The organism is Clostridium sardiniense, assembly GCF_050584765.1.
Classification (GTDB): Bacteria; Bacillota; Clostridia; order Clostridiales; family Clostridiaceae; genus Clostridium; species Clostridium sardiniense_A.
This window is the reverse complement of record NZ_JBNOOR010000001.1, coordinates 537164-563552: the sequence shown is the minus strand read 5'-3', so window position 1 is coordinate 563552 and position 26389 is coordinate 537164. Positions and strand designations below refer to the sequence as shown.

Below are 26389 nucleotides of genomic sequence, written 5' to 3'. Positions count from 1 at the left end.
TATTTTATTAACTTGTGGTTAAAAATATTTTATTAAATATTTCTTATGATCCCTAAGTAAATAAAATAGCAATTTATATTATATTAAGAATTTCAGCATAAATATAAATCCAATAATTACTGTAGTTATACTTATTTCTTTCACTTTACCTGTAAATAATTTAAGTAATATGTATGAAATTACACCAAATATAATACCATCTGAAATACTATATGAAAATGGCATCATTATCATAGTTAAAAATGCTGGTATAGATTCTGTATAATCTTCTAAGTTTATTTCTCTAATTGGTTCAATCATAAATAATCCAACTAAAATTAATGCAGATGCAGTAACTGCTGGCGTAATTGATGCAAATATTGGTGCAAAGAATAATGATAATGCAAACATTATTGCAGTTGAAACAGCTGTTAATCCTGTTCTTCCACCTTCTGCTACACCTGCAGCACTTTCTACGAAAGTACTTACTGTACTTGTTCCAACGCAAGCTCCAAAAGTTGTACCTATAGCATCTGATAATAATGCCTTCTTTATATTTGGAACCTTTCCGTTTTCATCAAGCATTTTTGCTTTAGTTGCAACTCCAACTAAAGTTCCTATTGTATCAAATAGATCCATAAATAATAGTGTAAATAATACTATTACCATATCCATTGAGAATATGTTGTGCCATTCAAAATTAAAAAGAACTGAACTAATTGATGGTGGTGCACTCATTAGTGACGTTGGCATTGGAGTTATTCCAAATGGAATACCAATTATTGCAGTAATCACCATCCCAAAGAAAAGTGCTCCTTTAACTTTTCTAGCTAAAAGAATTGCTGTTATAATTAATCCTATTATAGCAAGCAATCCTTGGCCGCTAGTTAACTTACCTAGAGATAATATAGTTCCACCATCTGCTGGATGAATTACAATACCAGCTCCTTCTAAACCTATAAGTGCTATTAAAAGTCCAATACCAACTGATATACCTTTTTTTATACAATCTGGTATTGAATCAACAATTGCTTCTCTAACATTAAATAATGTTAATAATATAAATATAATACCTTCTAAGAATACGGCAGTTAATGCAAATTGATATGAGTATCCCATTTGAAGCACTACTGTATATGCAAAGAATGCATTCAATCCCATTCCTGGTGCTTGAGCAAATGGAAGCTTAGCATAAATTCCTGTAAGTAATGTTGCTACAAATGCTGAAAGTGCTGTTGCAGTAAAAACTGCTCCTTGATCCATTCCAGCTGCTGCTAGTATTGATGGGTTAACAATTAATATGTACGCCATTGTCATAAATGTTGTAAGTCCTGCAACAATTTCTCTCTTTGGATTAGAACCATTTTTTGTTATTTCAAAATAGTTATCAAGTAATCCATCTTTTTTGAAGAAGTTTCTCATTTTATCACTCTTTCATTAATATTTTTCGTCCGAGAACTATAATATATTATTTTTCGCCAAATTTCTACCCCTTATACGAATATTTTTAAAATTTTTCGAATTTTTTTATGTATTTTTATTTAAAATACGAATATTCAAACATTAAACTTAGTTTCATAATTCGTATATGTGCAATAAAAAAGGCTAATCTAGACAATTAACTCTAGATTAACCAAATCTTCTAAATATTTATTTTTATCTATTTATTAATGTAACTTCAATATCTTCAATTCTTCTATCCATGATTTTAATTACTTTAATTTTAAGATTTCCAATAGTAAAATCAAACTTTAGATCTTCTTTTGGTATCTCACCAATTTGAGTAATTATATATCCACCTAATGTATCACAATCATTTTCTTCTATGTTAGAATCAAATTCTCCATTAAAGTCATCAATATTAATTGTACCCTTTACTAAGTACTTATTATTATCTATCTTTTTAATCTCCGGTTCAGATATATCATACTCATCATCTATATCTCCCATAACCTCTTCAATTAAATCTTCCATAGTTACAACACCTGAAAATCCACCATACTCATCAATTAAAATTGCCATATGATTTCTATTAGCTTGTAACTCTTTGAAAAGTTCATTAATCCTCTTAGTTTCTGGAACGAAATATGGCTTATGAAGAATTTCTCGTACATTAACATTTTCAAAGCCAACTTTTCTTGCCTCAACAAAAAAGTCTTTAATATAAAGTACTCCTATTACATTATCTACTTCATCTTCATATACCGGAATTCTTGAATATGGGCAATTTACTAAATCATCTAAATATTCATCTATATTATCTGATATATCTATAAAATACGTATCTTTTCTAGATGTCATTATCTCTTTAGATAATCTGTCATTGAATTCAAAAATACCATTAAGCATGTCCTTTTCATCTTCATCTATAGCACCTTCAGCTTCTCCTTCTGAAATCAAGGCTTGTATCTCTTCTTTAGATACCTTATCTTCAATTCCATTTTCATTAAATCTTATAAGTTTTAATATAAGTGAAGTTGATAGAGATAAAATTTTTATGAATGGTTTTGCTATTATTGAAGTTAAATAAATTATTTTAACTGATGATAATGCTATTTTTTCCTTTCTTTGAAGGGCTATTCTTTTTGGAACAAGCTCTCCTAAAACAAGTGTTAAATAAGAAATTGCTATTGTTACAATAATAAGTGATATCTGCTTTGTATAAGGTATATTAAATGTACTTAGTTTTTCTGAAACTATAACTGAAATTCCTGTTGCTGCAGATGCACTTGAGAAGAATCCTGCAAGAGTTATTCCAACTTGTATAGTAGCTAAAAAATTACCTTGATCCTTCATTACTTTTTCTAATAATTTTGCTTTCTTATTTCCTTCTTCAGCAAGCACCTTTATCCTATTCTTATTTACTGATACTATTGCCATCTCTGCTGATGAGAAAAATGCATTTACTCCTGTCAAAATGAGTACTAATATTAACTGGGGTATAATACTTCCCGGCTCGGGTTCTAACATGTTTTTATTCCTCCTAAAAATGTATAATAAATTGATATTATCATAATTTTTTAGAAAATACAATTGTTTATTCTAAGCAAATTAACTAATGTATTCTACCCATTTAAATAATCATTCCTGTAAAGTATAGAATTAACCTTTTAGTCCATACTACAATACTAACTTGATATTAATTATGAATAAACACTTTCATATTTATACATAAATATTCTTTCTATTCCTTCATATATATATCAAAATTTTTCATGATTTTTTAGCTTAATTTTTGTATTTTTAGTAACAATGTTCTATTAAAATTAACATATCCAAACGTTATTTTCCTTTAATATTAATAGACAAATAATTATAATAAAAACTATAATTAAATTATAATTTTTATTATAATTAATTTTAGGGGGACATAAAAATGAAAACAAAAAAGATACTTTTCACTCTAATGGTAGCAATGGTTATATCATCGGCTACACCTATAAATAAAGCATTCGCTTCAACTAATACTTCACTTAATTCGTCTAATGCTTCAATTGACATATCTGTAAATAAAGTAAATAACACAGGTTCTTTTTCTAAACAATTAACTGATACAAATGAAGCCTTAAATCAAATCATAGAAAAAACTTCTGACTCTGATTTAGATTCCATTATAAATAACGATATTGTTAAAAATTATTTACCGTTAAGAGAATTTATATCAAGAGTCGGTGCATCAGAATTAACTAATTTTTATAATGAAAACCAAGATCAACAAAACTTTATAAACTGGCTTATAGGAAGTCCTAAAGCATTAACCTTATACCTTCAAGGTGGAGAACCTGCTTCAGAGAAAAATATAGATGCTCTTAGGATTTGGTCAAAAATATGGAATAATGATAAAACTTCAAGAGATGGATTTAATCTTAAGCTAGCAATAGCAACATCATTAGAACATTCTAAGCCAATAACTTTCTGGCTAGATAGCACTCAAAAGATTGATCCAGTTAAACGTTATGAATTATTTGAATCATTAAATGATAAAGATGAAATGTTTCCTGTATTTAAAACTCTTAATGTAACACATTTAAGAAAAGTTATTGATGCAAAAATAACTGATTCTGACATACTTTGGGTTAGACAATATATAAAAGAGGAACATCCAGACTTATTAAGTCAAGACAAAATTTCAAGCATTGTTTGGAGTATTAAATATACTGACAAAAATCCAGAAGGTAAAAGTATCTTTGGTCCAGGATTTTATGGAGATCACCCTACTTTTAAAACAGTCTTAGATTACGGTGGCGTTTGTGGATCTATTTCTTATTTTGGATCAATGACTTCTAAAGCATTCGGTGTACCTTCAAGTCCTGTAGGACAACCTGGTCATTGCGCAATGATATACCTAAATTCAAATGATAAATGGCAAATAACATATAATATTTCAGGATGGCCTAAATCAAGTGGTGCTACATTAAATGATTGGTCTAAGGGTTCTAAAGGATATAATACTTCTTATAATATTTTATTTGAAGATGCTGATAAAAATAAAGAATCTCTTTCTAAGGCAGAGGAATTTAGATGGCTTGCAAATATCTCTACTTCTAAAACATCATCTATGAAATTACTTGATGAAGCAATAAAAATTTCACCTCTTGATTATGCTGCATGGAAAGATAAAATAAATGCTATGTTAAATGACCCTAATACTACAACTGATGATTATAGAAACGTAAATGCAGATATATTGAAGACATTTAATAACTACCCAAAACCAATGGTTGATCTTCTATCTAAAATTAAGGATAAGGTAATTAATAATGATCGAAAAGAACTTAATGAATATATAGTTTATTATAAAACTGCTTTAGAGTCTTCTAAAGATAATGATGCAAAAGCAATTGCTAAAGATTTTTTAAATGATATGGAAAGTAACGGGTTATATTTAGCCTCATTTAGTTTTGATGGCAAAAATACTGAAAAACTTGAGGGTATAGAACTAGATACAGAATATAGCTTAGATGGGGGTAAAACTTATAAAACACCTACTGAGCCATCTATGAAATTAAGTAAATCTGAACTTGATTCTATAACATCAGAAAATGGGATTCTTTTAAAAGTTAAAGGTGCAAAAACACCTGTTTTAATTCCTATTCAAAAGGGAGATAAAATAAACGTTTCTGAAAATGATTCTGAGAATTTAATTTTTGGCATAGATAAAAATATGGAGTTTTCAATAGATAATGGAGCTACTTGGACTAAGTACGATGGTAGTAACCTACCTGATTTAAGTAAAAACTTAACTTTATTAGTACGTATGGCTGCAACTGGCACAAAGCTTTCAAGTGAACCTACTAAATTAGTTTATACTGAAAATAAAATGATAGCTGGGTTTATTCCTCATTCCGAAATGGAACTTGTTTCATATTCAAGTGAACAAGATAATGGAGGCCAAGCCGCTAAAAATGCTATTGATGGTAATGTGAAGTCTTTCTGGCACACAAAATGGGACAGAAGCGATAAAGTACCTTATCTAACTATAAAACTTAATAAAGAATATGATATTTCAAAATTAACTTATCTTCCAAGGCAAGATACTGGTGTTAATGGTAATGTTAAAGAGTATAATATATATACAAGCATAGATGGAGTTAACTTTACGAAAGTGGCTAGTGGTACATGGAAGTATAACGATAAAAAAGCTCAATCAGTAACTTTCGATAAGACTAAATCTAGATATGTAAAATTCGAAGTAGTTAATGGTGTTGGTGGATTTGCTTCAGCAGCTGAACTTAATTTATATACAAATTAATATTCATTGATATTTTTAAAGCAGGTAGCTTATAAAACTACCTGCTTATTTTATAAATTTATTAATTTACACGATATTAAAGAGAACTGTATTAAACAATCCTCTTTAAAAATCTATATAAATTACGCTAGGAAATTCCTATTACGCTTTATAATAGATTACACTACTAATTCTGTCTAATTTTACACTATTTATACTAACATTTTATTTAAAATATGAAAATTATATGTAAATCTTTGAAAACAAAAAGACTAATAGGATAACATATCCTATTAGTCTTTAATTAAAACTATTTATAATCTAAACAAGCTTTAAACTATTTGCTCATTGCTTCTTCTACAGCAACAGCTACAGCAACAGTAGCTCCTACCATTGGGTTGTTACCCATTCCGATAAGACCCATCATTTCAACGTGAGCTGGAACTGATGATGATCCTGCGAATTGTGCATCTGAGTGCATTCTTCCCATAGTATCAGTCATACCGTATGAAGCTGGACCTGCAGCCATGTTATCTGGGTGAAGAGTTCTTCCAGTACCACCACCTGATGCAACTGAGAAATACTTCTTACCAGCATTTACACATTCTTTTTTGTAAGTTCCAGCAACTGGATGTTGGAATCTTGTTGGGTTAGTTGAGTTACCAGTGATTGATACGTCAACACCTTCTGAGTGCATTATAGCAACACCTTCTCTAACATCGTTAGCGCCGTAACATCTAACCTTTGCTCTTGGTCCGTTTGAGTAAGCTTTTTCTCTTACTACTTTTAATTCTGAAGTGTAGAAATCAAATGCTGTTTCAACATAAGTGAATCCATTGATTCTTGAGATTACCATAGCAGCGTCTTTTCCAAGACCGTTTAAGATAACTCTTAATGGTTGTTTTCTTACTTTGTTAGCTTTTTCAGCTATTTTAATAGCACCTTCTGCTGCAGCGAAACTTTCGTGTCCTGCTAAGAAAGCGAAACATTCAGTTTCTTCTCTTAAAAGCATAGCTCCTAAGTTTCCGTGTCCTAGTCCAACTTTTCTGTCATCAGCAACTGAACCTGGGATACAGAAAGCTTGTAATCCTTCTCCGATTGCTTCAGCAGCATCAGCAGCTTTTACACAACCTTTCTTTATAGCTATAGCAGCTCCTAAAGTGTAAGCCCATCCAGCATTTTCGAATGCGATTGGTTGAGTTTCCTTTGCAATTGTGTATGGATCTATTCCTACTTCGTCACAGATAGCCTTAGCATCTTCTATTTTTTGCATTCCGTACTTATTAAGAACTGGAACGATTTGATCTATTCTTCTTTCATAACTTTCAAATAATGCCATGATTAAATTCCTCCTTACAAATTAATTTAAATTATGCGTGTCTTGGATCTACTAATTTAACAGCGTCTTCTACTCTTCCGTATTGTCCTGCTGCTTTTTCCATTGCTTCGTTAGCACTCATTCCCTTAGCAACGAATTCCATCATTTTACCTAAGTGAACGAATTTATATCCGATAATTTCATTATCTTCATCTAAAGCAACTTCTGTTACATATCCTTCTGCCATTTCAAGGTATCTTGGTCCCTTTGCAACTGTTCCGTACATAGTACCAACTTGTGATCTAAGACCTTTTCCTAAATCTTCAAGTCCAGCTCCTATAGGTAGTCCACCTTCTGAGAATGCAGTTTGAGATCTTCCGTATACGATTTGTAAGAATAATTCTCTCATTGCAGTGTTTATAGCATCACAAACTAAGTCTGTGTTTAATGCTTCTAATATAGTCTTTCCAGGTAATATTTCTGAAGCCATAGCAGCTGAGTGAGTCATACCTGAACATCCTATTGTTTCTACTAATGCCTCTTCTATTATTCCATCTTTAACGTTTAATGTAAGCTTACATGCTCCTTGTTGAGGTGCACACCAACCTACTCCGTGAGTAAGACCTGAGATATCTTTTACTTCTTTAGCTAAAACCCATTTTCCTTCTACAGGAATTGGTGCTGGTCCGTGGTTAGGTCCTTTAGCGATTACACACATTTCTTGAACTTCTGTTGAATACATCATATTCTAATTTCTCCTCCCTAATTATTAGATTATAAACCGTTTTTATGTACAAAAACTTAGTTTACATTTCTAGCTAGGTCAAAAACTGCCCCGGTGGGTTAGTTTTATCCTACATACATTTTAGCAAATGTGCTCTCATCTAACAACTAAAATATTAATTTTTTTCATATTTTTGATAAATTTATTTATATAATTGATATTTGTTTCCATATCTGATATAATATTTAATGTTAGTAACAATTATTTTACTAACTAAAATATTATATTTTGCCACCATGGCGGAACTGGCAGACGCACATGACTCAAAATCATGCGGTTTTACCGTGTGGGTTCGATTCCCACTGGTGGCACCAAAGCAAAAAAGACATATAAAATAGTTTTAAAACTATTTTATATGTCTTTTTTTATTTAATTATCTTTTAGCTCTATCTCAACATATTTAATTTTAGCTTTAATACAACTGCAAAATTATAGACTTCCCCTTAAAAGAAAAGTCTATAATTCTAAATTAATTCAGTTACAACTTTATACATTAAAAATAATATTCCACATCCAACTGCTACCCATGCTGCTTGAGTAAGCATAGTATATAAAGATTTCTTTTCATCACCTTTATTTTTCATATAACCAAAACCCCTTTATTCTTTATACCTTTCGATAAGTTTTGATAAGAATTTTACAGTTTTTATTGGTGCCTTTCCAATTGATGTTTCCCCTGATAATAAAAAACCATTTGCTCCCTTTGTTACTGAATTATATATACTATCAACTTCAGCAAGATCTGCTGTTTTTCCACGCTTCATACTGTTTAAAATATGAGTTCCTATTATTATTTCACCATCATAATCCTTTAGTTTTTCAAAAACCTTATTTTGATATATGGGTGTATCTATTATACTCCCCTCTGGTACCAAATCTCCTCTTCCTATCAAGACTCCCCCTACCTCTTTGGATATTGATACTATATCATCTATCCCCTTAGGCGTCTCAACTTTAGCCCATATAGTTGGCATGTACCCATTTGAGTCTTGCTCTCTTATAAAATCTTTTACTATGCCTATATCAGATGCACATTCAACAAAAGATTGGCATATTATATCTACTTTATTTTTAATTCCCCAGGCAATTGCAGTTTTATCTTTTAATGAAAGTCCTATATTATTTCTAGAAAATCCTTTTATATTACATCCTTTTCCAGCCCTAACTATTCCGCCTTTCTTTACCCTAACATGGATTCCCGTATCATCTATATAAAGTATGTCAAACCTCATAGTATCATCTTTCATTGAAATGCTTTTCATTTTTTCATTCCTAAGAATTTCATTTTTTATATTTAAAGGAATTACCCTCATTTTTCCCTTCTTAATTGAATATCCCTCATTTATATAAGTGTCTTCTCCGCAAAATATTATTTCTTCACCATTATAAATCTTATATATATATGGTAATTTATCTGATATTCTTATTTTACTTCCAGGTAAATCAACCATTATATGTATATCTTCTTTTAATTCCTTAAGTAACTTGTACCCTTCATCAAACTCTTCAATTGATCCATGAGAAAAATTAAATCTAAATGTAGAAACCCCAGATGAAATCAACTCCTGAAGAACCCATTTTTCTTTTATGCTGGGTCCTATAGTAGCTACTATCCTCATTTTCCTCCCCCCTTTTTACTAATTACTATATACTACTGCATTAATCTCTCTTTTATCCATTAATTATTATTAAGATATTATAAAGTTTATTTACGTTCTAATAAATCTTATACATTCTATGCAAGAAATTATATTTTGTACTATATTTTCTTTTTGTATATCGATATTTTGTAAATTAATCTTAATAATAGAGGTTGTTGCTTTAGTATTTTTTATCAAATAAAATTCTTCTCCCTTATTAAATTTAGCATTTGATACCCCAAGTTTATCTATGCATTTTATAAATTCCTCAGAAAATTTTTTTGATAATTCCTTATCTTCATAATAAACATCTACTATATTATTTCCTTCGTTAATTTGTACAGATATTAGAAAATCTAAATTAGATGTATTTGCAAGGATTGTCTTTCTAAATACTTCTTCTCCAATTGATTTCTTTTCTTCCAAAGACATATCAACTACATAATACCCTTTGCTCTTGAGTTGATTCCTTACTGCCCTGGAAATATCAGAATTATTTATATCTATTCCAATTTTCATAGTAATACCTCCAAGGATTAAATTTTATTATATTATATTCAAGGTCTCTTAAAATGTTCTAAATTTACATAGATTAGAATAAGTTATTAAAGAGATTGGATAAAGGAGGTTTCTATTTTTGAGACGCATTAAACTTTTATTTTTAATTGTTGCCCTCTTATTTCTGCAAGGGTGTAGTTTAAATACCGCAAGATATATAAACTTTGAACAAAGTCCTTCAAAAAGTTATTACACAGAAAAAATAAAAGAAAACTTAAAAAATAATGAAGATTATACTCTGCAAGTATTTGATACTAATCTTTATAAACATTTTCCTGTTGATAAAGAAGATTTAGGAATATTAAAAGATTTTTTAAGTAATTTATCTGATGAAGCTTTTTTAGAAGAATATGCTCCTAAGAATAAAGAAAAATTTAGACTTATAGTTAATTTTTCTGATGAAAAATATATTATAAAAATTTATGATAATAAGACTTCTACTATTACTCCATGGGATGGTAATTATAGTGAAGACATAATTGATATGAGTAATCTTCCTACCCATTTCAATCTATATGATTTTTGTGATTATGTACAACATAAAAAATAGGAGTGCAAGGACTAATTTGCACTCCTATTTTTAATTTAATTCTTCAAGCATTTTAAATATTCTTTTATTTAATAATGGGTGTACTTTATTTGGTGCTATCTCAGCAAGTGGTTTTAATACAAATTCTCTCTCTTCCATTCTTGGATGAGGGACAGTAACATACTCATCATCACTTACTAAGTCATCATAGAAAATTATATCTAAATCAATTATTCTAGGTCCCCATTTTATAATTCTCTCACGCTTCATTTCTTCTTCAATCTTTAAAAGTGATTCCATAAGCTCTTTTGGAGAAAGTATCGTTCTTATCTTAATAGCTCCATTTAAAAACTCTTCTTGCTCCTTAAGTCCCCAAGGTTCTGTCTTTATAAATCTTGAAACTTTATCTATACTAACTCCATTTACATATTCTAAATAATTTATGGCTTCTCTTAAGTTCTTTTCCTTATCACCAATGTTACTTCCTATTGAAATATAAGCTTCATGCCACCCTCTATTAATCTCAATTGCAGCATAACTTAAATGTCTTCCTATAGGAGCCCATGGCTTCTTAACTTTAACTTTAACATTTTTTATCATTCTATATTCTTTCAGAATATATTCAGCTACTCTCTCCCCAACAGTTTCTATAAGATCATAGCTTCTCTCACATACGACTTTCTCTACTCCATATACTAATTCACCATAATGCACTGAAGAAGTAAGATCACCGGTCTTTCCTGCTCTTGAGAGATCTAATTCTAACTCAATATCAAATATGAATTTTTGTCCAAGAGTCTTCTCTTCTTCAAATACACCGTGATTTGCAAAGATTTCAACATCTTTTAAATAAATTTTATCCATAAGTATCCCTTCTTTATCTAGCTTTTAACATAGCATCTGTCATAACGCATGCTCTCTTATTTTCTAAAACATCATGTACTCTTATAAATTCGCATCCTTTAACAATTCCAAGAACAGTAGTTGCTATAGTTCCCTCAACTCTTTCATCTACTGGTAAATCTAATGTTAATCCTATCATTCTCTTTCTTGATGTTCCTAAAAGAACTGGATATCCAATAGCTTTAATAAGCTCTAAATTATTCATAACAATTAGATTTTCTTCTAAAGTCTTTGCAAAGCCTATACCTGGATCTAAAATAATATTTTCTCTTGATACTCCAGCATCTAATGCAATATTTATACTTTCTATTAAATCAAACACAACATCTTTCATTAAATCCTTATATTCATCTTCTTCTCTGTTATGCATTAGTATACAAGGAACATCATATTTTGCTGCAACATTCGCTATATTAGGATCTTTTTTAAATCCCCAAACATCATTTATTATATCAGCACCAGCTTTTATAGCCGCTTCTGCTGTAGCACTTTTATAAGTATCTATAGATATTGGTATATCAAAGTTCTCTTTTATAGCTCTTATTATAGGTACAACTCTTTCAATTTCCTCTTCAGTAGATACTACTTCAAAATTAGGTCTTGTAGATTCTCCTCCAACATCTATAATATCAGCACCATCTCTTATAAGCTCTTCTACTTTTTTAATTGCTGCATCTATACTATTGAATTTCCCTCCATCTGAAAAGGAATCTGGTGTTACATTTAATATTCCCATTACATAGGTTCTCTCACCTATATTAAACTCTTTATTTCCTATTCTCATAGTAATCCACTCCTTAAACTAATACTTTATTAAATTATTTTTCTTATTACTATCCCAATAACATTTATCATAACTCTTACAGCTAAAACAATTTCTCGATAGCTTGTCACTATCTTGAATTAGTTTATTAAAGGAGTTCTTACCATTAGTTTCTCTATGCTTCTCTATTCCATCAATTATTAGTGTTCTCTCTTCATCATTAAAGGATGTATCCTTTAGTATTTGCTTTGCTAAAATTACACTTCCTTCATGGTGTGGTACTCCTTCCGTATATTGAAGTACCCTACCTAGGTCGTGTAAAAGAGCAACTGCATAAATAATCTCTTTTGATATCTTAATATCTTCTTCAAGTGATTTTATATAAGCAATTCTTGCAAGGTCTAAACTATGGTCTAGCCCATGTCTACAAAACTCTCTATCCTTCTCTAACTTATCTAAAAGTCCCATATTTATTTTAAAAGTTTCATTATTTAAAATCTGATTTACTCTCTTCATTAAATCAACTCCTATCTCATTAATGAAAGTATTTCACTTCTAAGTCCTCTATCCTCTTCACAAATACCTCTATAGGTAGTTGTTATAGTTTTTGTTCCTGGCTTTTTAACACCTCTCATAGTCATACAAGTATGTTCACCTTCAATCATTACAACTACACCTTTTGCATCTAGATATTTCATAATATCATCTGCTATATCAGAAGTTAACTGCTCTTGAAGTTGTGGCTTTCTAGAATGTATATCTACAGTTCTTGCAAGCTTTGAAAGTCCGGCAACCTTCCCATTTGGTATATATGCTATATGAGCCTTCCCAAAGAATGGCACAAAGTGATGCTCGCACATTGAATAAAATACTATATCCTTTTCTATAACTAAATCATCTCTGAAAACAGTAAATGCTTTACTTAAGTATTCTTCCGCATCTTTATTAAGCCCTGAAAAAATCTCTTCATACATTCTTGCTATTCTATCTGGTGTTTCTATTAGTCCTTCTCTATTTGGATCTTCTCCAATTCCTTCTATTATAAGCTTTACGCCTTCAATTATCTTTTCTTTGTTCATCATATATTCTTTGCCCTCCATCTCTACTGCTAATATGTTCTTTATATTTATTGCTTATACTCTTTGTAATTACATGTGTATTAAATTGTAATTCCCCTATAGATTTAATTTCCATTATACCAATTAAACTATTAGTTACAAATACTTCTTTCATATTTTCTAAATCTTTTAACGTAATATTACACTGTATAACATTGAAATTTCTAATTATCCATTCTCTAACAGTTCCATTTAATAGCCCATTTGAACAATCAGGAGTATAAATTTTTTCATCTTTTATACAAAATATATTTGAGACAGATGTTTCACATAAATAACCTTTTTCATTAAAAAATACTACATCATCATATCCTTCTTTATTGCCCTTTCTTTTCTCTAATATATTCTCTATATAATTAGTTGATTTTATATTAGGAAGTATAGATGTTGAATTTCTTAAAACATCTGATATTTTAAGAGAAAATCCTTTCTCATACATTTCTTCTGTATATGGATTCTCTCTTGTTGTTAAAATTATATTTTTATCTGTAACTGTTATTTTTAATACTTTATCTCTAATGTTTAATTTATTTATATATTCTACTATTTCTTTCTCTTCTATTAAAGGTTGCATATCTAAAACTTCAAGAGCTTTTTTTAGTCTATTAAGATGAAAGTCTAAAAAATATGGATTTTTTCCACAAAGAATTGTTTCAAATGCTCCTTGACCAAAAAATAATCCATTATCTAATTTTATATTATCATCATTAATTATAATTTTTCTCATCTTAACACCTTCATTAATGCCCTTGCTTTTTGTAGTGTTTCTTCATATTCTTCTTCTTCATTAGATTCCCAGGTTATACCCCCTCCAACTCCGAAGTATGCCTTATTATCCTTTTTTAATATAGTTCTTATAACTATATTAAAATCACTATTTCCTCTTAAATCAAAATATCCTATACTTCCTGTATATATATTTCTTTTTACTCCTTCAAGCTCTTCTATAATCTCCATAGCTCTTATCTTAGGCGCTCCTGTTATAGATCCTCCAGGATATGCTTCTCTCATACATTTTACTGCTGAATTCCCATCTTCTAATACACCCTCTATTGTTGAAACTAAATGAAATACTGTTGCATATTCTTCTATCTTAAATAATTCAGTAACATCAACAGAATTAGGTTTGCAAACTTTACTTAAATCATTTCTTTCTAAATCAACAATCATAAGTAACTCTGATTTATCTTTTTCACTATTTTGAAGCTCTTTCCTATAATAATTATCTTCCTCTTTATTAATACCTCTAGGTCTAGTCCCTTTTATAGGACGTGTACTTACTTTTCTATCTTTTATTTGGATAAACCTTTCCGGCGATGAGCTTATAACTTGAAAATCTTTATAGTTTAAATAAGCAGAAAATGGTGCTTCATTTATACTTCTAAGCTTTGAATATACTTTAAATGCCTCTTCTGTACATTCACAATAAAACCTTTGTGTCATATTTGCAATGTATATATCACCATTTCTTATATACTCTTTCATAGTAGATACTGCACTTATATATTCGTCCTTTGTAAAGTTTGAATAAAATTTCGTGTCTCCTTCACAAATATCTATTTTATCTAAATGTTTAGCATTTAATATTTTGTTTTCTATAATATCTATAGTTTTATCTTCATTATCTATATCTTTATTACTTTCTAATCCTAAAGAAGTTATGTACGATTTTTTATTTATTAAATCAAATATTATTATATTATTGTATAATATAAATCTCATATCAGAAATTTTAAAGTCTTCCTTAGCCGTATTTGGTAATTTCTCTATCATTCTCCCTGCATCATAAGAAATATAACCAATATACCCTCCTAATAATGGAATATCACTTTGTACATTTAATTTATATTTATCTATTCTCTTTTCTATCTCTAAAAATCCATCTTTACTTTCAATTTTCTCTGAGTTTATATAGCATTTTCCATCTATTACTTCAAACTTTTCAATTGGATTTATTCCTATAAATGAATATTTAGATAAATTCTCATCTTTCTTTGAACTATCTAAAAATATGCTATCTTCTTCATTACTAAATATAGAATATATATCAAAAGGAGATAACTTAGTTATAAATTCTTTAATTTTAAATCTCATATTATTTTCTCTCCTTACACTCTTCACAAATATTTATAAAGTTTCTAAGAATTGAATATCCTTCTTCTGTAAGTACTGCTTCTGGATGATATTGAACTCCGTATATAGGGAATTCTTTATGTCTAATCCCCATAATTACTCCATCTTCAGTCATAGCAGTTATCTCTAATTCGCAAGGTAAATCTTCTTTTTTAATTATTAAAGAGTGATATCTTGTTACCTTTATCTTTTCAGGTATTCCTTTAAATATTCCCTGTCCATTATTTGATATAGGAGATATCTTTCCATGCATAGGTCTCTCTCCCTTTACAATTTCTCCCCCAAAGTAATGACCTATACTCTGATGTCCAAGGCATATTCCTAATATAGGTATTCTATTTTTGAATTTATCTATTATATTTAATACTTCTCCAGCCTCCTTTGGACTTTTAGGACCTGGAGATATTACTATTCCGTCAGGATTAATTTTATTTATAATATCTTCAGTAATTTCATCATTTCTATATACTATTACTTCCTCTTTTAATTCATTGAAATACCTTACTAAGTTATAAACAAATGAATCATAATTATCTATCATTATTAACATAATTTTGTTCCTTTTCTAACCAAATTTTATTACAAAAAACCTTTTATTGTGCTAAAATACTTATAATATTTAAATTATATCATAGCTTTTTCTCTTAAAAAATATATTAGGATAAGAAAGGAGTTGAAGTTCCATGACAAAGGTTGATTTTCACGTACACACAAATGCCTCTGATGGGATAATTAGCCCAAAAGATGTAGTAGATAGAGCATATAAAAATGGAGTATCAATACTTGCAATAACCGATCATGATACTGTAAATGGCCTTCCTGAAGCAATAAACGAAGCAAAAATTAAAGATATAAAACTAATACCAGCTGTAGAATTTTCATGTAATCACAATAATGAAAGTATACATTTATTAGGCTTTTTTAAAGATGATAGTTATAAATCAAAGGAATTTCTTGAAATATTAGATTCTATAAAAAGAAGAAGAATCCTAAGAGCAGAAGAAATGGTTAAAAAGCTATATGATATCTTTGAAATAAAAATAGATTTTAGAGATGTCTTAAAGTATGGTGAAAGCGTAATTGCAAGACCACATATAGCAAAAGCTATAATGGATGCTGGCTATCCATATACACAAGACTATATTTTTGATAACTTCATAGGTAAGGATAAACCTGCTTATGTACCAACTAACAAAATAACAATTAAAGAAGGTATTGATATACTTCATAAATTTAATGCCATTGTAGTTTTAGCTCATCCTATACTAATTAAAAATTCTCCACTAGAAGAGTTTTTAGAATTTGATTTAGATGGTATCGAAGCTGTATACTTCTTAAATTCTAAAGAGGATGAAGAATCCTTATTATCTTTTGCAAGAGAACATAATCTTTTAGTAACTGCAGGTTCAGATTGCCATGGTGATTTTATAAATGATAAACGTCATGGCGACATTGGCGACATGTCTTTAAATGATGACCTTTTAGGTAAATTAATGAAAAGATTAACTATATAAAACATAAAGTAAGTGCCTACTATAAATTAATATAGATAGGCACTTTTTATTTAATAAAGAAATTTCAATCTCTTCTTATGGTAATTTTTTCTCTTTTTTATCATCAATATACCATTTACAACTAGTTGTTGGATTGCTCAATATTCCAGCCATTACTAAAATGGACAGTATAGTATTAACTATCTCTTGATAATTTTCTGGTAGAATATTAATTCCAAATCCTTGCAGAATCATAGGAATTAATGCTGCTACAGAAACCCATAATCCATAATTTTTAAAACGTGATGCATCAATCATAATATATCACCTTCCTTTGTGGTATATTATATGATTTTACATTACATATGTTACTATATATAAAATAAAGAGAGTATCTTTTTTACAACTAGTTCGGCTTTGAGATGCAAAATTTAAAATATAATAAAAAATCACATTAAAATTCACACAACTCTAAACTTAGTATTTTATAAGATTTAGCAATAAGTATCGAGCATATCTCTGCACTCCTGCTTACCTAGAGAATAATGATGGGAAAATAGATAAAGTCTTTAATGAACATCCTACTAAATCTTCACATCAATTAAATTACTTATATATTCTATTTTACCAGTGAGTACATCATCATAGAAAGATTGTTTATCATCAATAAAATGAATACAATCATAAATTTCTTCAACTCGCTTTAATAACAAATCTTTTGATTTATCAAGCATCTCTTTTCTTTCTGGAATCGTAGAAGGACCTTTTAAACAATAATTCATATACACTTTCATATCTTTAATACTCATACCACATTTTCTTAAGCACTGTAGCCCTTTTAACCAGGCAATATTTTTTTCATCAAAATTACGATAATTATTTTTATCTCTTTTGACATTAGGGACCAAACCTTCTTTACAATAGAACTTTAATGTTTCATAGGACATCCCAACTTTCTCGCATACTTCTTTCATTGTATACATAAAATTTACCTCCTAAACTTAAAAAATCTATAAAAGCTCTTGCTCGGTAGTTACTACCTAGTGATACAATTTATTGTAAGATGAAGATAATAAAAAATCAAGGAGGAATTAAAAATGAAATATGTAACTTTAAATAATGGTATCAAAATGCCCGCAGTTGGTTTTGGAGTTTTCCAAATTTCTGAAAAAGAAGAATGTGTAAGAGCGGTATTAGATGCCATTGACGTAGGGTATCGTTTAATTGACACTGCTCAATCTTATGGTAATGAGGAAGCAGTTGGAGAAGCTATTATCAATTCATCAGTGCCTAGAGAAGAATTATTTGTCACAACTAAAGTATGGATTAGTAACAGTGGTTATGAAAAAGCAAAAGCAGCTATTGAAGAATCTCTAAAGAAAATGCAATTAGATTATTTGGATTTAGTGTTAATTCATCAGCCAATAAATGATTATTATGGAACTTATAGAGCTATGCAAGATTTATATAAAGAAGAAAAAATCAAAGCTATCGGAGTATCAAATTTTTATCCAGACCGTTTAGTTGACTTAGCTTTATTTAATGAAGTTACGCCAGCAGTCAATCAAATTGAGGTTAATCCATTTCATCAACAAATAGAAGCACAGGAATTTAATCAAAAATATGGTGTACAGTTAGAAGCGTGGGCACCATTTGCAGAAGGAAAAAGTGGAATGTTTACTAATCCTGAGCTAAAAACTATTGGAGATAAGTATGGTAAATCAGTTGCACAAGTCATTTTAAGATGGTTAGTTCAAAGAGGAATTGTTCCATTAGCAAAAACAGTCAATAAAGAAAGAATGTTGCAAAATATTAATATTTTTAATTTTGAATTAAGCGAAGAAGATATGAATAAAATCTCTGCTTTAGACAAAAAAGAAAGTTCTTTCTTTAATCATCAAGAAGCATCAGCGGTAGAGATGTTAGCAAGTCTTATTAGATAGGAGGAAATATGCTTAATAGTCTTTACGTATTGGTATTAAATTACGAGTTATTAGTTTTATTAAATTAATATATAACTAAGAATTGGGAGATGAATTTATGAAAAAAATATTATACTTAATGAGACATGGACAAACCCTTTTTAATGTTAGAAGAAAAGTCCAAGGGTGGTGCGACGCTCCATTAACTAAGCTTGGAATTAGACAAGCCATCATAGCTGGAGAATATTTTAAAACAAATAATATAACTTTTGACCACGCCTACTCATCTACCTCTGAAAGAGCTTGCGACACCTTGGAGTACGTTTCTAATACTCCATATAAAAGAGTAAAAGGGCTCAAAGAGTGGAATTTTGGTACTTTTGAAGGGGAAAGTGAAGACTTAAATCCGCCATTACCTTATGGAGATTTTTTTGTTAAGTATGGTGGTGAGGACGAAATTGAATTGAGAAAAAGAGTTGCAGAAAGCATCTATTCAATTATGAAAAATAATGACCATCATACTGTTTTAGCTGTTTCTCACGGAGCCGCTTGCCGTCAATTTATGAGGTACTGGGCCCATACTAGCGATATTGACCAAAAAGAAAGACTTGGTAATTGTTGTATCCTAAAGTTTGAATTTGAAAATGATAAATTTAAATTGTTAGAAATAATAAATCATGATTTTAGTAAATTAAATTAAAAGTATACGAATTAAAAAGTCGGCAACTTTTTGCCGACTTTTATTTTGTGATTTTATTGTGAATTTAGTAGTGAATGTGCTTGTGATTTTTAATGTGAAAAACTTTTTTGCACATCAAAGCCGAACCCGTTGCCTATTTTAGATACTCTCTTTATTTTATATGATCTAAGCTTCCTTTAAGAAAGCAACATATCCTTTTTTAGTTTCAAAAACATCAACTTTTGATGCAACTTCCCATGGTGCATGCATGTTTTGTAGTGCTACTCCACAGTCTATTACTTCCATATTATATTGAGCTAAGATATAAGCGATTGTTCCACCGCCACCTTGATCAACTTTTCCAAGTTCTGCTGTTTGGAATGATACATCATGCTTTTCCATCATAGCTCTAAGCTCTGCCATATATTCTGCATTTGCATCATTACATCCTGACTTACCTCTTGCACCAGTATATTTATTAAATACTATTCCATTTCCAAAATATGCAGAATTCTTCTTTTCCATAACTGATGGGTAATTTGGATCAAAAGCTGCACTAACGTCTGATGAAAGCATCTTTGAATTAGTTAAGCATCTTCTTAATTTTATGTCTGAATAGTCACCGACTCTATCCATAACTTCTGCTACTATATTTTCAAAGAATCTAGATTGCATTCCTGTTGCACCAATACTTCCTACTTCTTCTTTATCAACAAGTAAACATACACAAGTCTTATCTATCTTATCCATTTCTGTTATAGCAATTAATGAAGTATATGAGCATACTCTATCATCTTGACCATATCCCATTATCATACTTCTATCTAATCCATAATCCCTAGCACGACCTGCTGGTACAACTTCAATTTCTGCTGATAAGAAATCCTCTTCTTCAAAATTATATTTTTCTTTTAATATTTTAAGTATATTAGCTTTTACAGCATCCTTTTCTTCTCCGTTTAAAGGCATACTTCCAATTAGTACATTTAAATCTTCACCTTCAATAACTTTTGCTGCTTTTTTATCCATTTGATTAGCTGCTAAATGTACTAAAAGATCTGATATTCCAACAACTGGATCATTATCATCTTCACCAACTACTATATCAATTTTACTTCCATCTTTCTTAACAACAACACCATGAAGAGCAAGTGGAAGTGTTACCCATTGATACTTCTTAATTCCACCATAATAATGAGTATCTAAAAATGCTAAATCAGTATCCTCATATAATGGATTTTGTTTTAAGTCTAATCTTGGTGAATCTATATGAGCCCCTAATATTTTAAGACCCTTCTCCATACTTTCTTCACCTATTACAAATAAAGCTAATGTCTTCCCCATATTATTTGCATATACTTTGTCTCCTGGCTTTAATGTCTCATTTGATTTAATTACTTTATCTAAATCCTTAAAACCATGCTCCTCTGCTATTCTAATTGATTCTACAACACATTCTCTTTCAGTCTTACATTTTGATATGAAATCTTTATATCCTTCATTAAAATCAAAAATTTCTCTTATTCCTTTTTCATCATACTTTTGCCAAGCATTTTTTGCCATATTATAGCCCTCCCTTTTCATCTTTTATAATATATTATTATCTATTAATAGAATTAATAATCCTTTTTTAATTATCGCTTATTTGACTTATTCTACTTTCTATAATATCAACAGGTGTTTCATTAGACATTAATGAATATCTAAAGTTTACAGCTGCTGCTTCTATGATTACTGCGATATTTCTACCTGGTCTTATAGGAACAGTTAACTTCCTAACAGGTGCCCCCAAAATATCCATATACTCGTAATTTGTTCCAAGTCTATCGTAATCTCCTTCGTCTTTCCAATGTTCAAAATGCATAACAAGCTTAATATCTTTTTCTTGAAGAACAGAACTTAAACCATATAATGCAGATACATCAATTATTCCAATTCCTCTAACTTCAAGCATACCTATTGTTATTCTAGGAGAAGATCCAATAAGTTCTCCATCAATTTCTTTTATATCAACAGCATCATCTGTTACTAATCTATGACCTCTTTTTATAAGTTCAAGTGCAACTTCACTTTTGCCAATTCCACTCTCTCCAGTTATTAATATACCTATACCGTAAACGTCTACCAACACTCCATGCAGTCTAGTTTCTGGAGCTAGCTTGTCAGACATATACATAGTAAGTTTACTAATAAACTTAGTTGTAACTAAATTACTTCTTAACACCCATACCTTTTGTTTTTCTGCATATTTTATTAGTTCTTCATGTGGTACAAGGTCTCTTGTTATAATTACACACTTCATATCAAAGCTAAAATACTTCTTTAATCTTTTTTGTCTTATTTCAACTTGCATATCATCTAGAAAGCTCCACTCAGCTTTACCTATAACTTGTATTCTCTCTGGTGTAAAATAATTATAAAACCCTGATAATTGAAGTCCAGGTCTATTAACATCACTTACACTTATTTTTTCTCCTGCATTACCTTCTACTAATATCTCTAGTTCAAAATCTTTAATTAATCTTTCAACAGTTACTGCCATCCCTAACCACCCTCTATTATTTCTTTTTGTTTGGTTTTATACCCGCAAGTTGGGCTTTGAAGTTTCTTTTTACACTATCTATATATCTTTGTCTTAATTTTTGTTGTAATTCTTTTTCTTCATCATTTAGCCCATCTTCTTTACTCTTTTTATATAATTCGTTTATTTTTAAAGTTACCTCATCTATACTCATTTCATCTATATTATCTTTTTTGTTATCCATTTTACTACTCCTTATACTTAAGCTACAATTTTTTCTTATATTTATTTTACCTATAATTACTTGCATAATCAACTTTAATCATCAATGATTTCATCTTTTCAACATCTTGTTAACATTTATTACTTTTTTTATACAACTTAATGCGACAAATAAATAATAAATATCTACAAATTAACTTTTCTATATATGTTTTTCATCTTTTTTAATGCATAAAAATTACATTTTTTGTCACTTTTTGTATCGCGAATAAGTTTTACATTCCTACCATAAATGGTATAATATGACTATAAAATTATTAATTTTACAAAGTGAGGTGTGTATTATGACAGTTAAAAGAATGCGAAAGAAAATAAAAAATAGAAAACTTCTATTAAATGTATTATTAAAATTTGTTAAACCTTCTAACAAATTCATGATTATACTTTCTCAAAACTTAGACGGATACGTGAGCCGCTATCAAATGCGCTTGTACAAGCTTCACAAGAAGTCAAATGCTACTATTAAAAACTTCAATAGAATAGCAGCTTAAAAATATGTATTTGTATAAAAAAAATACCTCTGAAAAGAGGTATTAATTTTGCAAATATATCATCCCAACATGCCGTTTGCCTATATATTCAAGACCTGCGCCTCGCAGGTGGGTTTCGCTCATATTATCTCTGTCATCTCCTGTCATAAATGAAGCAAAAGCTTGGAGCCCGACATTATTAATATTATTGCAAATCCCGAATATCATATGTAGGTTGAATATGATAAGCTTGGCGAACATCTCAGGAATGCTATGACTTTATTATAACACAATTTTTTATCATTTCAAGTATTTATTTATAATAAAAAAACGTCAACAAAACCCTTTAATCGCCTATAAGTAATCGTTTAACATTTCTTCTAGTTCTACATTGCAATCTTCTGTGCAAAATACTGAAATAAATTTTATATAATCTTTGTTATTCCCATCTATATTTAACTCATGAGCCATCCCCTCAAACTCAAGCTCATCATTTATTTCTTCAATGGTACTCTCAATATTATCTTTAGCAATATCTAAAAGATATGGTATAAACCAATCTCTATTCCACTCATCACTACCTTCTTCAAGGTCACTTTCTTCATTTGCATAAGCCTTTGCAGCGTTAAGCTCCTCGCTGTCAAAATCATAGAAAAATTCTAATACTACTCTATCATCTTTAACTAAAACTTCTTGGATTTCTGTTAATCCATTTTCCTCTAATATTTCAATGATATCAAAAGCATTCATTGTTACAACTCTCCTTTAATATAAAAGCTTTTTATATTCCTTTTTTACTTCTAAAAATTCTTTATCATCTTCAACAAGGTTTAATTCTTCCTTATCATCAACCTTATCTACTCTAAATATAAACATATCCTCTGCTTCTTCTTCAACTGGTGTTAATAAAAGATATTCTTTTTCATCAAGAAATATTCTAGCTACTGCTTCAAAATCTACTTTATTACCATCTTCATCTCTAAAAGACATTATTTCCTTTTCTTCCATATGTACGCCTCCTAATATTTATTCTTTTCCTATTATAAATATAAATTCTTATAAATACAAACCTAATATAGGTAATTTTTTTAAAAGGGTTAGAATATTTTTTATTCTAACCCTTTTTTATTATTTTAATAATATTTTTTATATTTTCATATGATATATTTTTAATTTATCAATTTTGTTACTTCATCTAAAGCTAAAATATACTCACTATGAAGCGCTCTTGTAAGTGATACATATAATAGTCTTTGATCTAATATACTATCCTCATTATAAATATTATCACTTGGATTATAAAGTATGCTACAGTCAAACTCTAATCCTTTTGTTAAATAAGATGGAATAATGATATTATCTGCTTTAGACTCCTTCTCTTTTCCTTTTATTCTTTGGAACCTATATCTACATTTCTTCTTTAATAATTTCTCTATTTTTTCAGCCTCTTTTGAATCCTTTGCTATTATAGCAACACTATTCTTACCAGATTCTATAACTTTATCAATTATATCCTCCACAGCTTTAATTATTTCACTTTCATCCTCTAATTTTAATATCTTTGGTTCTTCCCCATGTCTTAAAACTGGCTTTGCATCCTTTAACCCTAAGTTCTGAGCTTTTAATGCTCCCTTTGCAAAATCTATAATTTCTACTGTTGAACGATAACTTTGACTTAAGCTTATAAAAGTAGCTTTTCCTCCGAATAATCCCTCAGTTATATCTTCCCAATTCTTAAGGCCTTTATAATAATATATTCCTTGAGCTAAATCTCCAACTAAAGTTAATGAATTACCTCTAGCTAGTTCATTAACTAAATACACTTGAAAAGGGCTGTAATCTTGAGCTTCATCTACTACTATATGTTTAAACTTTTCTGAATCATCTATTCCCTCTAATAATACTCTTATATATAGAAGTGCTGCTAAGTCATCTTCATCCACATAGCCTTCTTTATCTCTACTATTAAATTCATCCTTCATAAATTTAGCAAGAGGCTCTGGAATCTTGCCATCTGTTGAGATTTCAAATAAGTCTTCATCATTATAGAAACCTCTATAAATATCACTTGGATTTATTCCTCTCCATGCCTTGAAATATTCATTTATAATAGATTTAGAGTTCTTTTTAATTCCATCCTTTATAGAATCTCTCTCGTCATAAGCTTCTATAAGTTTCTTTCTTCTATCAATTGAATCCTCTTCATTTATTTTTATCTCTCGTATCTTAACGTCCCATTCTATATTTACTCTCTCAAGAACAACTTCAATCTTTTCTTTAAGCTTTAAATTTAAATATCTTTTTATTTCATCTTTTCTTTTATTTATAGGATAAGCCTTTAAATCTTTTAAGTATAATCTCATTATCTCTTTTCTAGTAAATAACACTTGCCCGAAAGCTTCTATATTCTTAATTTCTAATGCTCTACTCTCTATTAGAGTTACATATCTATCTAACATCGTTTTAAATAATAATGAGCCTCTTATTTTTGCCGAATTAACAATCAATTTTTTTCTTGTAGAATCTTCTTCTTCCATTATAGCTTTTAGCTTCTCATCTTTATTATATATCTTACCCTTTATTTTAGCCTTTGTCTTAGCTATTTCTTCAAATGTACTTTGTTTTACTTCATGTGCTCCAAGACTTGGCAAAATATCTGATATATAGTCTAAAAATAGTTTATTTGGAGCAAGTACCAATATATCTTCTCCGCTCATATTTTCTTTATATCTATAAATAAGATATGCAAGTCTATGAAGGGCTATTGTTGTCTTTCCTGACCCTGCTGATCCTTGAACTATTATAGGAAGATTTCTTGGCCATCTTATAATGTCATTTTGCTCTTTTTGAATTGTAGCTACAACTTCTTTAAGTTTTTTACCTCTACTCTCTTCAAGGTTTATTTTAAGAAATTCATCAACTAATCCTTGTCCTTCTTCTCCATTTATCATAAGTTCATTTATACTTTCATCAAAAACTCTTTCAATATTTCCGTCCTCATTAAATAAGAACTTTCTCTTTAATGAAAGTTCTCCATCAATAATCCCTACAGGTGCCTTATAATACGCTTCTCCCCCTGTACCACTATAATAAAGATCTGCAACTGGAGCTCTCCAATCAATTACAACTTCATCACCATTTTTTGAACTGCTTATTCCATGCTTTCCAATATAAATATTTTCAATTTCTGCTGATCTTTTTTCTCTAAAATCAACTCTACCAAAGTAAGGGCTATTATATGCCTCTTCATACTTCGCTATATCACTTTTAGCTAAATTCATAGCCTTCTCAATAGACTCTTTTTCAAAATTATATTTACCCTTTAGTTCTTTGCTAAGCTCTGTAAATTTTCCCGTTACCTGCTTAACATATTCTTCTTTTTCTATAAGCTCTTCATCTATAAGCTTTCTTTTCTCTTCTAGTATAATTTTCTCTTCATTTAATCCGTTACTACTCACAATAAATACCTCTTAATTTTTAGTTTAAAATTCTTAGTTTAGAATTCCTAGTTTAGAAATTTCAAATAAAAATACTTAGTATATATTATATACTTAAATATATCATGG

Annotated in this window: 27 protein-coding genes, 1 tRNA gene and 1 other RNA gene; 7 read left to right on the top strand and 22 right to left on the bottom strand. The window is 29.4% G+C overall.

The window, feature by feature from the left end; all coding sequences use genetic code 11:
- Positions 1 to 78 precede the first annotated feature (78 nt).
- Together ACQPUW_RS02775 and ACQPUW_RS02770 are read right to left on the bottom strand one after the other, a co-directional pair.
- A complete protein-coding gene (locus ACQPUW_RS02775; protein WP_430835982.1) occupies positions 79 to 1401 on the bottom strand; it encodes an NCS2 family permease in 1323 nt (440 codons plus the stop codon).
- A 234-nt stretch (positions 1402 to 1635) separates the two neighbouring features.
- Positions 1636 to 2949 carry a hemolysin family protein gene (locus ACQPUW_RS02770; RefSeq protein ID WP_430835981.1) on the bottom strand — a complete coding sequence of 438 codons (1314 nt, stop codon included), beginning with the start codon at positions 2947 to 2949 and terminating at the stop codon, positions 1636 to 1638.
- Positions 2950 to 3355: 406 nt separating this feature from the next.
- Here ACQPUW_RS02770 and ACQPUW_RS02765 point away from each other — a divergent pair, with 406 nt between their 5' ends.
- Positions 3356 to 5731 (top strand): discoidin domain-containing protein, encoded by a 2376-nt coding sequence (locus ACQPUW_RS02765; RefSeq protein ID WP_430835980.1) that lies wholly within the window; start codon positions 3356 to 3358, stop codon positions 5729 to 5731.
- 316 nt (positions 5732 to 6047) lie between these two features.
- On the opposite strand, the gene ACQPUW_RS02760 is transcribed toward ACQPUW_RS02765, so the two are convergent.
- Together ACQPUW_RS02760 and ACQPUW_RS02755 are read right to left on the bottom strand one after the other, a co-directional pair.
- A complete protein-coding gene (locus ACQPUW_RS02760) occupies positions 6048 to 7049 on the bottom strand; it encodes a GGGtGRT protein (RefSeq protein ID WP_430835979.1) in 1002 nt (333 codons plus the stop codon).
- Positions 7050 to 7080: 31 nt separating this feature from the next.
- A complete protein-coding gene (locus ACQPUW_RS02755; protein ID WP_430835978.1) occupies positions 7081 to 7773 on the bottom strand; it encodes an iron-sulfur cluster assembly scaffold protein in 693 nt (230 codons plus the stop codon).
- 269 nt (positions 7774 to 8042) lie between these two features.
- Between ACQPUW_RS02755 and ACQPUW_RS02750 the strand changes: the two genes are divergently transcribed.
- Positions 8043 to 8126: transfer RNA gene (locus tag ACQPUW_RS02750), tRNA-Leu, on the top strand.
- A 285-nt stretch (positions 8127 to 8411) separates the two neighbouring features.
- On the opposite strand, the gene ACQPUW_RS02745 is transcribed toward ACQPUW_RS02750, so the two are convergent.
- Together ACQPUW_RS02745 and ACQPUW_RS02740 are read right to left on the bottom strand one after the other, a co-directional pair.
- The gene (locus ACQPUW_RS02745) at positions 8412 to 9431 is read right to left on the bottom strand and encodes a pyruvate kinase (protein ID WP_430835977.1); all 1020 of its coding nucleotides are present in this window, start codon (positions 9429 to 9431) and stop codon (positions 8412 to 8414) included.
- Positions 9432 to 9521: 90 nt separating this feature from the next.
- Positions 9522 to 9971 carry a hypothetical protein gene (locus tag ACQPUW_RS02740; RefSeq protein WP_430835976.1) on the bottom strand — a complete coding sequence of 150 codons (450 nt, stop codon included), beginning with the start codon at positions 9969 to 9971 and terminating at the stop codon, positions 9522 to 9524.
- Positions 9972 to 10089: 118 nt separating this feature from the next.
- Here ACQPUW_RS02740 and ACQPUW_RS02735 point away from each other — a divergent pair, with 118 nt between their 5' ends.
- Positions 10090 to 10560, top strand: coding sequence for a DUF4883 family protein (locus ACQPUW_RS02735; protein WP_430835975.1), 471 nt, complete (start codon positions 10090 to 10092; stop codon positions 10558 to 10560).
- Between the two features lie 30 nt (positions 10561 to 10590).
- Here ACQPUW_RS02735 and folK read toward each other — a convergent pair whose 3' ends face one another.
- The 7 genes from folK to ACQPUW_RS02700 are packed head-to-tail and all read right to left on the bottom strand — an operon-like array spanning position 10591 to position 16006.
- Complete coding sequence (gene folK / locus ACQPUW_RS02730; protein ID WP_430835974.1) at positions 10591 to 11403, bottom strand: 2-amino-4-hydroxy-6-hydroxymethyldihydropteridine diphosphokinase; 813 nt, start codon at positions 11401 to 11403, stop codon at positions 10591 to 10593.
- A 13-nt stretch (positions 11404 to 11416) separates the two neighbouring features.
- Positions 11417 to 12226: a dihydropteroate synthase gene (gene folP / locus ACQPUW_RS02725; RefSeq protein WP_430835973.1), complete on the bottom strand. Its 810-nt coding sequence runs from the start codon at positions 12224 to 12226 to the stop codon at positions 11417 to 11419.
- Between the two features lie 18 nt (positions 12227 to 12244).
- Positions 12245 to 12721 (bottom strand): HD domain-containing protein, encoded by a 477-nt coding sequence (locus ACQPUW_RS02720; RefSeq protein ID WP_430835972.1) that lies wholly within the window; start codon positions 12719 to 12721, stop codon positions 12245 to 12247.
- An 11-nt stretch (positions 12722 to 12732) separates the two neighbouring features.
- Complete coding sequence (gene folE, locus ACQPUW_RS02715; protein WP_430835970.1) at positions 12733 to 13287, bottom strand: GTP cyclohydrolase I FolE; 555 nt, start codon at positions 13285 to 13287, stop codon at positions 12733 to 12735.
- Positions 13262 to 14050 carry an aminotransferase class IV gene (locus ACQPUW_RS02710; RefSeq protein ID WP_430835968.1) on the bottom strand — a complete coding sequence of 263 codons (789 nt, stop codon included), beginning with the start codon at positions 14048 to 14050 and terminating at the stop codon, positions 13262 to 13264. Before ACQPUW_RS02710 ends, folE begins: the two co-directional genes overlap by 26 nt.
- Positions 14047 to 15417: an aminodeoxychorismate synthase component I gene (pabB, locus tag ACQPUW_RS02705; RefSeq protein ID WP_430835967.1), complete on the bottom strand. Its 1371-nt coding sequence runs from the start codon at positions 15415 to 15417 to the stop codon at positions 14047 to 14049. Before pabB ends, ACQPUW_RS02710 begins: the two co-directional genes overlap by 4 nt.
- A 1-nt stretch (position 15418) precedes the next feature.
- Positions 15419 to 16006: an anthranilate synthase component II gene (locus ACQPUW_RS02700; protein WP_430835965.1), complete on the bottom strand. Its 588-nt coding sequence runs from the start codon at positions 16004 to 16006 to the stop codon at positions 15419 to 15421.
- A 133-nt stretch (positions 16007 to 16139) separates the two neighbouring features.
- Here ACQPUW_RS02700 and ACQPUW_RS02695 point away from each other — a divergent pair, with 133 nt between their 5' ends.
- Complete coding sequence (locus ACQPUW_RS02695; RefSeq protein ID WP_430835963.1) at positions 16140 to 16970, top strand: PHP domain-containing protein; 831 nt, start codon at positions 16140 to 16142, stop codon at positions 16968 to 16970.
- Positions 16971 to 17045: 75 nt separating this feature from the next.
- Here the strand turns inward: ACQPUW_RS02695 and ACQPUW_RS02690 are convergent, their stop codons facing one another.
- Together ACQPUW_RS02690 and ACQPUW_RS02685 are read right to left on the bottom strand one after the other, a co-directional pair.
- Positions 17046 to 17267, bottom strand: coding sequence for a holin (locus ACQPUW_RS02690; protein WP_430835962.1), 222 nt, complete (start codon positions 17265 to 17267; stop codon positions 17046 to 17048).
- Positions 17268 to 17533: 266 nt separating this feature from the next.
- Positions 17534 to 17932, bottom strand: coding sequence for a MerR family transcriptional regulator (locus tag ACQPUW_RS02685; protein ID WP_430835960.1), 399 nt, complete (start codon positions 17930 to 17932; stop codon positions 17534 to 17536).
- 114 nt (positions 17933 to 18046) lie between these two features.
- Between ACQPUW_RS02685 and ACQPUW_RS02680 the strand changes: the two genes are divergently transcribed.
- Both ACQPUW_RS02680 and ACQPUW_RS02675 read left to right on the top strand, forming a co-directional pair.
- Positions 18047 to 18892 carry an aldo/keto reductase gene (locus tag ACQPUW_RS02680; protein WP_430835958.1) on the top strand — a complete coding sequence of 282 codons (846 nt, stop codon included), beginning with the start codon at positions 18047 to 18049 and terminating at the stop codon, positions 18890 to 18892.
- A 118-nt stretch (positions 18893 to 19010) separates the two neighbouring features.
- On the top strand, positions 19011 to 19571 hold the full coding sequence (locus ACQPUW_RS02675) for a histidine phosphatase family protein (protein ID WP_430835957.1): 561 nt from the start codon (positions 19011 to 19013) through the stop codon (positions 19569 to 19571).
- A gap of 165 nt (positions 19572 to 19736) precedes the next feature.
- Here the strand turns inward: ACQPUW_RS02675 and ACQPUW_RS02670 are convergent, their stop codons facing one another.
- From ACQPUW_RS02670 to ACQPUW_RS02660, 3 genes are all read right to left on the bottom strand, one after another.
- Entirely contained in the window at positions 19737 to 21113 is a 1377-nt protein-coding gene (locus ACQPUW_RS02670; RefSeq protein ID WP_430835955.1) for an aminopeptidase, read from the bottom strand.
- A gap of 67 nt (positions 21114 to 21180) precedes the next feature.
- Positions 21181 to 22092: an HPr(Ser) kinase/phosphatase gene (gene hprK / locus ACQPUW_RS02665; RefSeq protein WP_430835954.1), complete on the bottom strand. Its 912-nt coding sequence runs from the start codon at positions 22090 to 22092 to the stop codon at positions 21181 to 21183.
- 16 nt (positions 22093 to 22108) lie between these two features.
- Positions 22109 to 22315, bottom strand: a complete 207-nt coding sequence (locus tag ACQPUW_RS02660; RefSeq protein WP_243425049.1) for a DUF896 domain-containing protein — start codon at positions 22313 to 22315, stop codon at positions 22109 to 22111.
- 322 nt (positions 22316 to 22637) lie between these two features.
- Between ACQPUW_RS02660 and ACQPUW_RS02655 the strand changes: the two genes are divergently transcribed.
- Entirely contained in the window at positions 22638 to 22844 is a 207-nt protein-coding gene (locus tag ACQPUW_RS02655; RefSeq protein ID WP_430835952.1) for a hypothetical protein, read from the top strand.
- Positions 22845 to 22902: 58 nt separating this feature from the next.
- Here ACQPUW_RS02655 and ssrS read toward each other — a convergent pair.
- The 4 genes from ssrS to helD all read right to left on the bottom strand — a co-directional run bounded on the left by ssrS (position 22903) and on the right by helD (position 26281).
- Positions 22903 to 23095, bottom strand: a non-coding RNA gene (ssrS, locus tag ACQPUW_RS02650) — 6S RNA.
- Between the two features lie 82 nt (positions 23096 to 23177).
- Positions 23178 to 23573: a hypothetical protein gene (locus ACQPUW_RS02645; RefSeq protein WP_430835951.1), complete on the bottom strand. Its 396-nt coding sequence runs from the start codon at positions 23571 to 23573 to the stop codon at positions 23178 to 23180.
- Between the two features lie 15 nt (positions 23574 to 23588).
- Positions 23589 to 23831 carry a DUF1292 domain-containing protein gene (locus ACQPUW_RS02640; RefSeq protein ID WP_430835949.1) on the bottom strand — a complete coding sequence of 81 codons (243 nt, stop codon included), beginning with the start codon at positions 23829 to 23831 and terminating at the stop codon, positions 23589 to 23591.
- 161 nt (positions 23832 to 23992) lie between these two features.
- A complete protein-coding gene (gene helD, locus ACQPUW_RS02635; protein WP_430835948.1) occupies positions 23993 to 26281 on the bottom strand; it encodes an RNA polymerase recycling motor HelD in 2289 nt (762 codons plus the stop codon).
- Between the last annotated feature and the right edge of the window lie 108 nt (positions 26282 to 26389).

Coding starts and splice junctions, on each gene's coding strand:
- ACQPUW_RS02775 (WP_430835982.1), bottom strand. CDS start 1,401: ATGAGAAACTTCTTCAAAAAAGATGGATTACTTGATAACTATTTTGAA.
- ACQPUW_RS02770 (WP_430835981.1), bottom strand. CDS start 2,949: ATGTTAGAACCCGAGCCGGGAAGTATTATACCCCAGTTAATATTAGTA.
- ACQPUW_RS02765 (WP_430835980.1), top strand. CDS start 3,356: ATGAAAACAAAAAAGATACTTTTCACTCTAATGGTAGCAATGGTTATA.
- ACQPUW_RS02760 (WP_430835979.1), bottom strand. CDS start 7,049: ATGGCATTATTTGAAAGTTATGAAAGAAGAATAGATCAAATCGTTCCA.
- ACQPUW_RS02755 (WP_430835978.1), bottom strand. CDS start 7,773: ATGATGTATTCAACAGAAGTTCAAGAAATGTGTGTAATCGCTAAAGGA.
- ACQPUW_RS02745 (WP_430835977.1), bottom strand. CDS start 9,431: ATGAGGATAGTAGCTACTATAGGACCCAGCATAAAAGAAAAATGGGTT.
- ACQPUW_RS02740 (WP_430835976.1), bottom strand. CDS start 9,971: ATGAAAATTGGAATAGATATAAATAATTCTGATATTTCCAGGGCAGTA.
- folK (WP_430835974.1), bottom strand. CDS start 11,403: ATGGATAAAATTTATTTAAAAGATGTTGAAATCTTTGCAAATCACGGT.
- folP (WP_430835973.1), bottom strand. CDS start 12,226: ATGAGAATAGGAAATAAAGAGTTTAATATAGGTGAGAGAACCTATGTA.
- ACQPUW_RS02720 (WP_430835972.1), bottom strand. CDS start 12,721: ATGAAGAGAGTAAATCAGATTTTAAATAATGAAACTTTTAAAATAAAT.
- folE (WP_430835970.1), bottom strand. CDS start 13,287: ATGATGAACAAAGAAAAGATAATTGAAGGCGTAAAGCTTATAATAGAA.
- ACQPUW_RS02710 (WP_430835968.1), bottom strand. CDS start 14,050: ATGAGAAAAATTATAATTAATGATGATAATATAAAATTAGATAATGGA.
- pabB (WP_430835967.1), bottom strand. CDS start 15,417: ATGAGATTTAAAATTAAAGAATTTATAACTAAGTTATCTCCTTTTGAT.
- ACQPUW_RS02700 (WP_430835965.1), bottom strand. CDS start 16,006: ATGTTAATAATGATAGATAATTATGATTCATTTGTTTATAACTTAGTA.
- ACQPUW_RS02695 (WP_430835963.1), top strand. CDS start 16,140: ATGACAAAGGTTGATTTTCACGTACACACAAATGCCTCTGATGGGATA.
- ACQPUW_RS02690 (WP_430835962.1), bottom strand. CDS start 17,267: ATGATTGATGCATCACGTTTTAAAAATTATGGATTATGGGTTTCTGTA.
- ACQPUW_RS02685 (WP_430835960.1), bottom strand. CDS start 17,932: ATGTATACAATGAAAGAAGTATGCGAGAAAGTTGGGATGTCCTATGAA.
- ACQPUW_RS02680 (WP_430835958.1), top strand. CDS start 18,047: ATGAAATATGTAACTTTAAATAATGGTATCAAAATGCCCGCAGTTGGT.
- ACQPUW_RS02675 (WP_430835957.1), top strand. CDS start 19,011: ATGAGACATGGACAAACCCTTTTTAATGTTAGAAGAAAAGTCCAAGGG.
- ACQPUW_RS02670 (WP_430835955.1), bottom strand. CDS start 21,113: ATGGCAAAAAATGCTTGGCAAAAGTATGATGAAAAAGGAATAAGAGAA.
- hprK (WP_430835954.1), bottom strand. CDS start 22,092: ATGGCAGTAACTGTTGAAAGATTAATTAAAGATTTTGAACTAGAGATA.
- ACQPUW_RS02660 (WP_243425049.1), bottom strand. CDS start 22,315: ATGGATAACAAAAAAGATAATATAGATGAAATGAGTATAGATGAGGTA.
- ACQPUW_RS02655 (WP_430835952.1), top strand. CDS start 22,638: ATGACAGTTAAAAGAATGCGAAAGAAAATAAAAAATAGAAAACTTCTA.
- ACQPUW_RS02645 (WP_430835951.1), bottom strand. CDS start 23,573: ATGAATGCTTTTGATATCATTGAAATATTAGAGGAAAATGGATTAACA.
- ACQPUW_RS02640 (WP_430835949.1), bottom strand. CDS start 23,831: ATGGAAGAAAAGGAAATAATGTCTTTTAGAGATGAAGATGGTAATAAA.